The sequence below is a fragment of the Ramlibacter sp. genome (assembly GCF_029866045.1).
Classification (GTDB): Bacteria; Pseudomonadota; Gammaproteobacteria; order Burkholderiales; family Burkholderiaceae_C; genus Ramlibacter.
This window is the reverse complement of sequence record NZ_JARXAB010000023.1, coordinates 69,805-80,926: the sequence shown is the minus strand read 5'-3', so window position 1 is coordinate 80,926 and position 11,122 is coordinate 69,805. Positions and strand designations below refer to the sequence as shown.

General features: G+C 65.4%; 13 protein-coding genes. 7 read left to right on the top strand and 6 right to left on the bottom strand.

Annotation, left to right across the window (positions count from 1 at the left end; genetic code table 11):
* A partial coding sequence (locus QE494_RS02805; RefSeq protein WP_300041333.1) for a hypothetical protein occupies window positions 1-468 on the bottom strand: 468 nt, incomplete at its 3' end.
* 1 nt (window position 469) lies between these two features.
* On the bottom strand, window positions 470-616 hold the full coding sequence (locus QE494_RS02800) for a hypothetical protein (RefSeq protein WP_300041331.1): 147 nt from the start codon (window positions 614-616) through the stop codon (window positions 470-472).
* Window positions 617-902: 286 nt separating this feature from the next.
* Here QE494_RS02800 and pilB point away from each other — a divergent pair, with 286 nt between their 5' ends.
* From pilB to QE494_RS02770, 6 genes are all read left to right on the top strand, one after another.
* Window positions 903-2,645 (top strand): type IV-A pilus assembly ATPase PilB, encoded by a 1,743-nt coding sequence (gene pilB, locus QE494_RS02795; protein ID WP_300041329.1) that lies wholly within the window; start codon window positions 903-905, stop codon window positions 2,643-2,645.
* Between the two features lie 108 nt (window positions 2,646-2,753).
* Entirely contained in the window at window positions 2,754-3,971 is a 1,218-nt protein-coding gene (locus tag QE494_RS02790) for a type II secretion system F family protein (protein ID WP_300041325.1), read from the top strand.
* A 35-nt stretch (window positions 3,972-4,006) separates the two neighbouring features.
* Entirely contained in the window at window positions 4,007-4,978 is a 972-nt protein-coding gene (locus tag QE494_RS02785) for an A24 family peptidase (protein ID WP_300041341.1), read from the top strand.
* Window positions 4,979-5,008: 30 nt separating this feature from the next.
* A complete protein-coding gene (coaE, locus tag QE494_RS02780) occupies window positions 5,009-5,608 on the top strand; it encodes a dephospho-CoA kinase (protein WP_300041323.1) in 600 nt (199 codons plus the stop codon).
* 10 nt (window positions 5,609-5,618) lie between these two features.
* Entirely contained in the window at window positions 5,619-6,374 is a 756-nt protein-coding gene (gene zapD / locus QE494_RS02775; protein ID WP_300041321.1) for a cell division protein ZapD, read from the top strand.
* The gene (locus tag QE494_RS02770) at window positions 6,371-6,559 is read left to right on the top strand and encodes a DNA gyrase inhibitor YacG (protein WP_300041319.1); all 189 of its coding nucleotides are present in this window, start codon (window positions 6,371-6,373) and stop codon (window positions 6,557-6,559) included. The genes zapD and QE494_RS02770 overlap by 4 nt, the downstream gene beginning before the upstream one ends.
* Window positions 6,560-6,570: 11 nt before the next feature.
* Here the strand turns inward: QE494_RS02770 and QE494_RS02765 are convergent, their stop codons facing one another.
* Genes QE494_RS02765 through QE494_RS02750 form a run of 4 tightly spaced genes read right to left on the bottom strand, consistent with a single transcriptional unit; the run spans window position 6,571 to window position 9,644 of the window.
* The gene (locus QE494_RS02765) at window positions 6,571-7,050 is read right to left on the bottom strand and encodes an NUDIX domain-containing protein (protein WP_300041339.1); all 480 of its coding nucleotides are present in this window, start codon (window positions 7,048-7,050) and stop codon (window positions 6,571-6,573) included.
* Between the two features lie 11 nt (window positions 7,051-7,061).
* Window positions 7,062-7,943, bottom strand: coding sequence for an ATP-binding protein (locus tag QE494_RS02760; protein ID WP_300041317.1), 882 nt, complete (start codon window positions 7,941-7,943; stop codon window positions 7,062-7,064).
* Between the two features lie 7 nt (window positions 7,944-7,950).
* A complete protein-coding gene (gene argJ / locus QE494_RS02755; protein ID WP_300041315.1) occupies window positions 7,951-9,180 on the bottom strand; it encodes a bifunctional glutamate N-acetyltransferase/amino-acid acetyltransferase ArgJ in 1,230 nt (409 codons plus the stop codon).
* A 41-nt stretch (window positions 9,181-9,221) separates the two neighbouring features.
* Window positions 9,222-9,644 carry a rhodanese-like domain-containing protein gene (locus QE494_RS02750; protein ID WP_300041313.1) on the bottom strand — a complete coding sequence of 141 codons (423 nt, stop codon included), beginning with the start codon at window positions 9,642-9,644 and terminating at the stop codon, window positions 9,222-9,224.
* 303 nt (window positions 9,645-9,947) lie between these two features.
* On the opposite strand from QE494_RS02750, the gene QE494_RS02745 reads away from it, so the two are divergent.
* The gene (locus QE494_RS02745; protein ID WP_300041311.1) at window positions 9,948-11,066 is read left to right on the top strand and encodes a TRAP transporter substrate-binding protein; all 1,119 of its coding nucleotides are present in this window, start codon (window positions 9,948-9,950) and stop codon (window positions 11,064-11,066) included.
* The last annotated feature ends 56 nt before the right edge of the window (window positions 11,067-11,122 follow it).

The window sequence follows — 11,122 nt, the reverse complement described above, 5'->3', positions numbered from 1 at the left end:
GAACTGCACAGTCGCTTGGATCTTGACCTCCGGGTCTACTTCCACATACAGGTAGTAGTAGGTGCCGTTGGCGGGCTTGGTCACCGTGCCATCGGGCAAGGAGGCCAACGTATTGAGGACGATATTGACCGGGGATCCCGTTGCGCTGGTCGACTCAAAAATCGTGCTGCAGGCAGAAAGCGATGTCGCCGCCGCCGCTGTCGGTGCGCTGGGTTTAGCGGTGCAGAGGGCCATCTTGTAAACGGTGACCGTCTGCACATCCGGCTGGATGTTGCAGTCGGTTCCGGCGGTGACTGTGATGCCCGAGCCCGTGACGGTGCAATCGGGGAAGGCAGCAGAAACACCCGTGGTTCCACCAAACAGAGTCGGGAAGTCGAGCGAAGAACCCGACACCGGGCCCACCACCGCGGCCAAAACGACGGTTGCAGTCACCGCAGCGGCCGAAGCCAAAACAATGCGTTTTTTCATCTTAGAACCCCTGCACGCCAACAGAGAAGCCGCTCGAACCACCGCCCGAACTGGAGCTGCCGCCACCGCAAGAGGCCAGGGAAAGCCCGCCCACTACGCACAGAAGTACCACGCCGGCACTCCCCAAAAACTTCTTGATCTTGTTCACGGGCGCTTCCTTGTTCGATATGAGTAGAAAAATCATTATGACCATCTGATCGAGGGGCAGACCGCTTCTCCGCCAGGCGAATACACCTTTCGAAATTCCTTTCCCACCGGCCTCCCATCGTTTGCCGCCAGACCAAACCTGGCCGGGGTTTTCGCCGAACGGTAGCCTTTGAGCGAGTCGCAAACCAAAAGTTGCTACATTTACAGTACATCCAACTTGGGCGATGATCGCCCCAACCTCGAACACCCGACCCCGGGCGCCTTGCGGATGGCGCCCCCACCCTCCGATGGCCGTTGCCGACACCACCGCCGCCCCTCTCCAGCAGCCGCCGGCCCTTCCCGGACTGGCCCGCGCCCTCATCGCCGCTGGCAAGCTCGAGCAGCAGGCCGCAGAGGCCGTCTACCGCAAGGCCCAGTCCACCGGCCAGACCTTCATTGCCGAGCTGACTGGGTCGGGCGCGGTGTCCCCGGCCGAAATGGCCCACACACTGGCAACGACCTTTGGCGTGCCGCTGCTCGACCTTGATGCGATCGACCCCCAGCGTCTGCCGCGCACCTTGCTCGACGGCAAGCTCTGCCAAAAGTACCGGGTGGTGGCACTCGCCAAGCGCAACAACCGCATCTCGGTGGCCACCGCCGACCCCTCCGACCAGCAGGCCGCCGAGCGGATCAAGTTCGCCACCCAGATGGGAGTCGACTGGGTTCTGACGGAGTACGACAAGCTCTCGCGCCTGGTGGATGCGCAGTCCACCACCGCTGCCGAGACCATGGACTCCCTCATCGGGGATGACTTCCAGTTCGACGACGCCTCGCTGGACATGGGACTGGCGGGCGATGAAGACAAGGCCGCCTCGGCCGAGGTTGAAGACGCGCCGGTCGTCAAGTTCCTGCACAAGATGCTGCTCGACGCGTTCAGCGCCCGGGCGTCAGACATTCACTTCGAGCCCTACGAGCACAACTACCGGGTGCGCTTTCGCATCGACGGCGAGCTGCGCGAGATGGCGGCGCCGCCGGTGGCAATCAAGGAGAAGCTGGCCTCCCGCATCAAGGTGATTTCCAAGATGGACATCTCCGAGAAGCGGGTGCCGCAAGACGGCCGCATGAAGCTCAAGATCGGCCCTGAGAGGGTGATCGACTTCCGCGTCTCCACCCTGCCCACGCTCTTCGGCGAGAAGATTGTGATCCGTATCCTCGACCCCGCAGCCGCACGTCTGGGCATCGACGCCCTGGGCTACGAGCCCGACGAGCGGGCGCGGCTGATGGACGCGATCAAGCGGCCCTACGGAATGATTCTGGTCACCGGCCCCACCGGCTCGGGCAAGACGGTCTCGCTCTACACCTGCCTGAACATGCTGAACAAGGCAGGGGTGAACATTGCCACCGCAGAAGACCCCTCGGAAATCGTGATGCCCGGGGTGAACCAGGTCAACGTCAATGAGAAGGCGGGGCTCACCTTCGCCAGCGCCTTGCGCGCCTTCCTGCGGCAAGACCCAGACATCATCATGGTCGGTGAGATCCGTGACCTGGAAACGGCAGACATCGCCATGAAGGCGGCCCAGACCGGCCACCTGGTGCTGTCCACCCTGCACACGAACGACGCCCCCGCCACGCTCACCCGGCTGCGCAATATGGGCATTGCGCCCTTCAACATTGCCTCCAGCGTGATTCTTATCTCGGCCCAGCGCCTGGCGCGGCGGCTCTGCCCGAACTGCAAGCAGCCTCTCGATCTGCCCAAGCAAAACCTGCTAGACGCCGGCTTTACTCCGGCCGACCTCGACGGCACCTGGCAGCCCTACCGCCCGGTGGGCTGCTCGGCCTGCAACGAGGGCTACAAGGGCCGGGTGGGCATCTACCAGGTGATGCCCATCAGCGAGGGCATCCAGAACATCATCCTGGCCGATGGCAATGCGGTCGAAATCGGCCGCCAGGCGCAGGCCGAGGGCGTGCGCAGCCTGCGGCAGTCGGGCCTGCTCAAGGTCCGGCTGGGTATGACCTCCCTCGAAGAGGTGCTGGCGGTGACCAATCAGTGATCGCCAGCCCCTCACCTCCGCCCCTGACTTCCGCTGCTCGCTCCAGCCATCCCCTCGCGCACCGACGCCCCAACGCCGCCGAAACGCCGCCTCACCAAGGATACGCACATGGCCAGGTCACCCACCGCCAGGGTTGAAGAGTTCATTTTTGAATGGGAAGGCCGCGACCGGCAGGGCCGCATCGTGCGCGGCGAGGCACGGGCCGCAGGCGAGAACCAGGTTCAGGCCAATCTGCGTCGACAAGGCGTGAGCCAGTTGCGCATCCGCAAGCGCAAGCAACGCAGGGGCCCGCGCATCCGGCCCAAGGACATCTCGCTGTTCACCCGCCAGATGGCCACCATGATGAAGGCCGGCGTGCCCCTGCTGCAGTCCTTCGACATCGTCGGACGTGGCAACCCCAATGCCAATCTGGCGCGCCTGCTCGAAGACATCCGTATGGACGTCGAGACCGGCACCTCGCTGTCGGCGGCCTTCCGCAAGTTCCCCAATCACTTCAGCGCGCTGTACTGCAACCTGATCGAGGCCGGAGAGGCCGCCGGTATTTTGGACGCGGTGCTCGAGCGACTGGCCGTTTACATGGAAAAGATCGAGGGCATCAAATCCAAGCTGCGCTCGGCCCTCATGTACCCGGTAACGGTCCTGCTCGTCGCCCTGGTTGTGGTGGCAGTGATCATGATTTTCGTGATCCCGTCGTTTCGCGACATCTTCAAATCGTTCGGCGCCGACCTGCCGGCCCCCACACTGCTGGTGATTGCCATCAGCGAATTCTTTGTCGGCTACTGGTGGGCCATGCTGGGCATGGTGGGCTTGGCCACGGTCGCTGCGACGCGGGCCTGGAAAACGAGCCAGAAGCTGCACGAGGTGGTAGACCGACTGTCCTTGCGGCTGCCAATCTTTGGCGACTTGATCTACAAGACGGTGGTGGCCCGCTGGACCCGCACGCTGGCGACCATGTTCGCCGCCGGGGTGCCGCTGGTGGATGCGCTCGAGTCAGTGGGCGGAGCGGCGGGCAACTCGGTTTACGCCCAGGCGACCGACCGCATTCGCCAGGAGGTCTCGGCCGGCACCAGCCTGACCAGCGCCATGACCGGCACCCAGGTTTTTCCGTCGATGGTGCTGCAGATGACGGCGATTGGCGAAGAGTCCGGCTCGCTGGACCAGATGCTGGGCAAGGCTGCTGACTTCTTTGAGGCCGAGGTCGACGACATGGTGGCCGGCCTGTCGAGCCTGCTCGAGCCGATCATCATCGTGGTGCTGGGCACCATCATCGGCAGCATCGTGGTGGCCATGTACCTGCCGGTGTTCCGCTTGGGGCAGGTGGTCTGATGGGCGGGCTATTCGAGGGGTGGGCCGTGCAGACCTTGGGAGACCCGAGCCTGGCTTGGGCCCAGACCGCGCTGGCGGTGCTGGTGGGCCTGGCGGTGGGCAGCTTCCTCAATGTCGTCGTGTACCGGCTGCCCCGCATGCTCGAGCGCCGCTGGGCCCAAGAGTGCGCGGCCTTCGCCGCCGACGGCATCGGCTCTCGCTCGCCGGCAGAAGTAGAGGCGATAGACAAGACAGTGGGCGCGGCAGCGGCGGTGACGCAAGCCGAGGCGGGGGCCGATGCCCACGCGGCCACATCCCCAGTGGACGCCGGCGCCGAGGACCCCCCCTACAACCTGATGCGTCCCGGTTCCAGCTGCCCCAGCTGCGGCCATGCCATTCGCTGGCAGCACAACGTCCCGGTGCTGGGGTGGCTGTGGCTGCGCGGGCGCTGCGCCGACTGCCAGGCCCGGATCAGCCCGCGTTACCCGCTGGTTGAACTGGCGACCGGGGCCCTGTTTGGTCTGGTCGCCTGGCGCTGGGGTCTGACCGGCCCCGGGCTGGCCTGGGCCGCCTTTGGCGCCACCTTGCTGGCACTGGCCCTGATTGACTGGGACACCACGCTGCTGCCCGACGACCTGACCCTGCCACTCGTCTGGGGCGGGCTGCTGGCCAGCGCCCAGGGGTGGACCGGCACAGACCTGCCCACCGCGCTGTGGGGCGCGGTAGGCGGATACTTGTTTCTCTGGACCGTCTACCAGGCCTTCCGCCTTTTCACGGGCAAGGAGGGAATGGGCTATGGCGACTTCAAGCTGCTGGCCGCCCTGGGCGCCTGGTTCGGCTGGCCAGCGCTCATCCCCCTGGTGCTGATTTCCTCGCTCTTGGGCGCGGTGGCCGGCGGCCTGATGAAGGTCACCATCGGTCTGGTCGAGGGCAAATATGTGCAGTACGGTCCCTGGCTGGCGGCGGCGGGCTTCGTTGCCATGGCGGCAGGCCCGGACCGGCTAGGCCGGGCGATGGGCCTGGGCTGAAATAGGCGAGGGCAGTGAGAGGAAAAAGGGATGTTGAGAATCGGACTCACCGGCGGCATCGGCAGTGGCAAGAGCACCGTGCTCAAGACGCTCGCCGCCTTGGGCGCGGCAACCATCGATGCCGACGCCATCTCCCGGGCCACCACCGCGGCGGGTGGCGCGGCCATGCCCGCCATTGCGCGCGAGTTCGGGCCCGAATTTGTCGCGCCCGACGGTGCGATGAACCGGGATCGGATGCGCGCCGAGGTGTTCAGCCGGCCCGAGGCGCGCCGCCAGCTCGAGGCCATCGTCCACCCGCTGGTGTCGGCCGCCATTCGGGCGCAAGGCGAGCAGGCGATGGCCGAAGGGCGCCGCTGCCTGGTGATCGACATTCCGCTGCTGGTCGAAGGCGGCCGCGAGCGTCATGCGCTGGACCATGTGCTGGTGGTCGACTGCCTGCCGGAGACCCAAGTGCAGCGGGTCATGGCGCGCAGCGGCCTGGATGAGGCCGAGGTGCGCGCGATCATCGCCGCGCAGGCGCCGCGCGAGGCACGCCTGGCGGCGGCCGACACGGTGATCTTCAACCAAGACCTGAGCCTGGCGCAGCTCGAGGCCGAGGTCCGGAGGGTGGCGGCTGGCTTCGGGCTATGATCTTGTCGCCGTGATCCTCTACGAGTACCCCTTCAACGAGCGCGTCCGCACCTATCTGCGGCTTGAAACCCTGTTCCGGCGTCTGCTCCAGTTGCTCGCCCGCGAGCAGGCGATTGACCACCACTTCGCGCTCGCCACCCTGTTCGAGATCATGGAAGTGGCTGGGCGCTCCGACCTCAAGTCGGAGGTCCTGAAAGACCTGGACCGGCAGAAATCCGCACTGGCCGCTTACCGTGGCAACCCCGCCATCGCCGAAGCGGTGCTCGAAGACATCATCGGCAAGCTCGACGCCTGCTATGGCGCACTGCAAGACCAGTCGGGCAAGCCCGGCCAGGCCCTGAGCGACAACGAGTGGCTGATGGGGGTGCGAAGCCGCATTGCCATCCCCGGCGGTACCTGCGAGTTTGATCTGCCGGGCTACCACGCCTGGCAGCAACTCGACCCGGCCCGCCGCCAGGGCGACCTTCATCGCTGGGCCAAGACCTTGTCGCCCATCGTCGACCCGGTGCGCCTCTTGCTCAAGCTTCTGCGTGACTCCGGCGCGCCACAAAAGGTGATGGCCACCGGCGGACAGCTGCAGCAAAACCTGCCCCAAGGGCGTAGCTTCCAGCTGCTGCGCCTGCGCATCGACCCCACGCTCAATCTGGTACCCGAAATCAGCGGAAACCGGCTCATGGTGGTGGTTCGCCTGATGACGCACGAGCCGGCCGAACGCCTGCGTGCCAGCACCGAAGACGTGAGCTTCGAGCTGGCCTTGTGCGCATGACACGCACCGTGCGCTGCCCGCAGTGCGGCGGCGACAGCGTCTACGCACCGTCCAACCCCTACCGGCCTTTTTGCGGCGAGCGCTGCAAAGGCATCGACCTGGGCGCCTGGGCCAGCGAGAGCTTCCGGATGGAGGCCGAGTCGCCGCCGGACGACCAGCCTTTCGGCGACCCGCGTTTGCAGTGAACGCGGCCGGGTCAGGCCGGCGCGCCGCCCGCCGGGGCGTGAGTGGCCCCCTCGAAGCCGCGCTCCTGCGCAAACCAGGCCAGCACCGGCACCGTACCAGGGAGCACCGGCTCTGAGCGCACTGGCAAGGCCTCCCAGGCGAACGACTGGCCCTCGTGCATCTGCAACTCGCCCGTCCACTCGAACACCTTGCAAAAATGCAGGCACACCAGGGCATGTGGGTAGTCGACCCGCTCCACCTTCCAGGGGTGAACCTGTCCGATGGTGATGCCGATTTCCTCTTGCAGTTCGCGGCGCAGGGCCTCCGCGACCGTCTCGCCGGCCTCGAGTTTGCCGCCGGGAAATTCCCAGTACCCAGCGTAGACCTTGCCGGGCGGACGGGAGGTGAGCAGAAATCGGCCGTCGGGCCGCACGAGCACGCCGACGGCCACCTGCACCTCGGGTCGGTCAGCGCCGCCCTCGCGGGGGCGGTCGCCGTCGGCGACCAAGATGCGGGTCTCGCTCACTGCCCGTCGGCCGAGCGCCGACCGGCGAAGTCGCGGGCGAACTGGTAGGCCACACGGCCCGAGCGCGAACCTCGCTCAAGCGCCCAAACCAAAGCCTCGGCATGGGCGGCGGTGCAAGCTGCGGGTGCGATGCCGAAGGACCCCAGCCACTGATCGACGATGGCCAGGTACTCGTCCTGGCTGAAGGGATAGAAACTGACCCACAGGCCAAAGCGCTCGGAGAGGGAGATCTTTTCCTCCACCCCCTCGCCGGGATGAACCTCGCCATCCGCGGTGTGGGTGTAGCTGAGGTTCTCCTTCATGTACTCGGGCAAGAGATGGCGCCGGTTGCTGGTGGCGTAAATCAGCACGTTGGCCGTGGCCGCTGCCACCGAGCCATCGAGAATGGACTTGAGCGCCTTGTAGCCGGGCTCGCCGTCCTCGAAGCTCAGGTCATCGCAAAAAACGATGAACTTGTGCGGCAGGTCTGCGACCACCTCGACGATGTCGGGCAGGTCGATGAGGTCCGTCTTGTCCACCTCAATCAGGCGCAGGCCCTGCGCCGCATAGGCGTTAAGGCAGGCCTTGATCAGGGACGACTTGCCGGTGCCGCGCGCCCCCGTGAGCAGGACGTTGTTGGCGGGCAGGCCCTGGACAAACTGCAAGGTGTTGCGCTCGATCTTCTCTTTCTGACCGTCGATCTCTTGCAGGTCTGCCAAAGCGATGGCACCCACATGCCGCACTGGCTCGAGCGTGCCGTGGCCGCTGCTGCGCTTGCGGTAGCGGAAGGCGATGCTCGCCGACCAATCGGGCGCCGAGAGGGGCTGAGGAAGGACCCGCTCCAGCCGGTCCATCAGCAGGCCCACGCGCTCGATCAGGTGTTCAAATTTTTCGTTCATCGGGCGCTCACGACCTGTAGTCGGCGTTGATGCTCACGTAATCGTGGCTGAAATCACAGGTCCACACGGTGTCGGTGGCCGTGCCGCGGCCCAGGCCCACGCGCACCGTGATCTCGCTTTGCTTCATCACGCGCTGACCGTCCTCTTCGCGGTAAGCCGGATGCCGGCCGCCGCCGATGGCCACATGAACGTCGTCCAGGTGCAGCTCAATGCGGGTCTGGTCGAGGTCGCCAATGCCCGCATAGCCCACCGCGGCCAGGATCCGGCCGAGGTTGGGGTCGCTAGCGTAGAACGCGGTCTTGACCAAGGGCGAGTGGGCGATGGCGTAGGCCACCTGCCGGCACTCGGCCGTGTCACGGCCACCTTCGACCTGCACGGTGATGAACTTGGTGGCGCCCTCGCCATCACGCACGATGGCGTGAGCCAGCTGACGGGCGACCGCGAGCATGGCGTCGAACAGGGCGCGCCCCTCGGCGCTCTCAAGCGAGGTGATCGGCGGGTTTCCGGCCTTGCCGGTGGCAATGACCAGGAAGGAGTCGTTGGTGGAGGTGTCGCCGTCGACGGTGACCCGATTGAAAGAGCTCTCGGCCAGGGCGTAGGCCAGCGGCTGGGCCAATGCAGGGGCAATGGCGGCGTCGGTGGCCAGGTAGCCCAGCATGGTGGCCATGTTGGGTCGGATCATGCCGGCGCCCTTGCTGATGCCGGTGACAGTGACGCTGCGGCCGGCGATCGTGGTTTGGCTGCTGGCGCCCTTGGCCACGGTGTCGGTGGTCATGATGCCCTCGGCCGCGCGCAGCCAGTTGTCTTCCTTGGCGTCGGCCAGGGCAGCGGGCAGGCCGGCCTGGATGCGATCGACCGGCAGCGGCTCCATGATGACGCCGGTGGAAAAGGGCAGGATCTGCTCGGGCGAAACTTCAAGTCGGCGGGCCAGCGCGATGCAGGTCTGGCGGGCGCGGATGAGGCCATCTTCGCCGGTGCCCGCATTGGCGTTGCCAGTGTTGATCACAATGGCACGCACCTCGTGCCCAGCGGCCAGGTGCTCGCGACACACCTGCACCGGCGCGGCGCAAAAACGGTTCTGGGTGAACACGCCCCCAACAACCGCACCGGGTTCTAGCAGCATCACGGTCAGGTCCTTGCGGCCGACCTTGCGGACGCCGGCCTCGGCCACACCAATGCGAAAGCCCGGGATGGGCAGCAGTTGTTCCGCGCGCGGCGCGGACAGGTTCACGGGCATCTCGTACTTTCCGGAAAAAAGAAATCAGTGCAGGGATGAAATCAGTTCTGCGCCCAGGGTAGGCCGCGCGCGCGCCAGCCTCCGAGTGTGCCCCGGTGGGCCTGGGCGTCCGGGTCGCCCTCGAAGCCTTCCAGGATGTTGAAGGCGGTAAACCCCAGATCGGTGGCGCGCTCGGCAGCGGCGATGGAGCGGATGCCGCTGCGGCACAGGAAGACCACTTTCCCGCCCGGGGGCACTGCCGCCATCACCTGCTCGTCAAAGCGCGGGTTGACGGCCATGGTGGGCCACTCTTTGATGGGCACATGGACCGAGCCGGGCACAAAGCCCACCCAGGCCACCTCAGCGCTGGTGCGCACATCCACCAGCACCGCATCGCCGGCCTGCCACCAGCGGCAGGCCACATCGGGTGCAATGTCGCCGGCATAGCCGGGGGCGGGCTGGATTTCGTCAGAGGAATCGGTCATGCACCCGATTTTGCCAGCGGCCAGGCAGGCAATCCGAGTTGGGGCGCCCGGCGCCGCGAGCCGCTTGGCCGCTGAGCTGCCGCATTGCTCCCGCTCCGCGATCCACGATCCACGCCCTGCACCCTGCGAAACTTCGCAAAACGCGCGAAAAAGCCGGATGAAATCTAATTAATTACTTCACAATCTCCGGGTATAGTTTTGGAAGAATTTTTGTTGGTGAAAACCCTCTACGTCCGTAACAGCCGTTCCGTAACAGTCACACCTTTGCCATTTTTTCCAAAACCAACCCCCACGGAGTCAAGCATGAGTGAAGCCAAAACCCCCCGCCGCCGCAGCCTACTGAAGGGCGCTGCCGTTGCCGGCGCCGCAATGTCCGCCCCCATGGTGGCTGTTGCGCAGACCACCACGATGCGCTTCCAGAGCACTTGGCCCGCCAAGGACATCTTCCACGAGTACGCCAACGACTTCGCCAAGAAGGTCAACGACATGGCTGGCGGCCGCCTCAAGATTGAGGTGCTTCCCTCTGGCGCGGTCGTCCCGGCCTTCCAGCTGCTCGACGCGGTTGCCAAAGGCACGCTCGACGGCGGCCACGGCGTGGTGGCTTACCACTACGGCAAGAACACTGCGCTGGCCCTGTGGGGTTCGGGCCCGGCCTTCGGCATGGACTCCAACATGGTGCTGTCCTGGCACTACTACGGCGGCGGCAAGGCCCTGCTGGAAGAGATCTACAAGTCCATCAACATCGACGTGGTGTCATTCCTTTATGGCCCCATGGCCACGCAGCCCCTGGGCTGGTTCAAGAAGCCGGTCGCGAAGGTGCAAGACCTCAAGGGCCTGAAGTTCCGTACCGTTGGCTTGGCTGTCGACGTGTTCAAGGAACTGGGCACTGCAGTCAACCCGCTGCCCGGTGGCGAAATCGTTCCGGCACTCGACCGCGGCCTGCTCGATGCGGCTGAATTCAACAACGCCTCGTCTGACCGCGTGCTCGGCTTCCCCGATGTGGTGAAGAACTGCATGCTGCAGAGCTTCCACCAGAGCGGCGAACAGTTCGAAATCCTGTTCAACAAGGGCAAGTACGACGCGCTGCCTGCCGAGCTCAAGTCGATCATCGACTACGCGGTGCAAGCCTCCAGCGCCGACATGAGCTGGAAGGGCATTAGCCGGAACTCGCAGGACTACATTGACCTGAAGACGAAGGACAAGGTCAAGTTCTACAAGACGCCCGACAGCATCCTGCAGGCCCAGCTCAATGCCTGGGACAAGGTGACCACCGAGAAATCCAAAGAAAACGCGATGTTCAAAAAGGTCATGGATTCCCAGCGCGCATTTGCTGAGCGCGCCGGCGCCTGGCAAAACGACTACTCGGTCGACTTCAAGATGGCCTGGAACCGCTACTTCCGCCAGCCCGCGAAGAAGGCCTGACGCACTGCCGTCTGAGTGACGAAAGGGCCGCCTGGCGCAAGTCGGGCGGCCCTTTC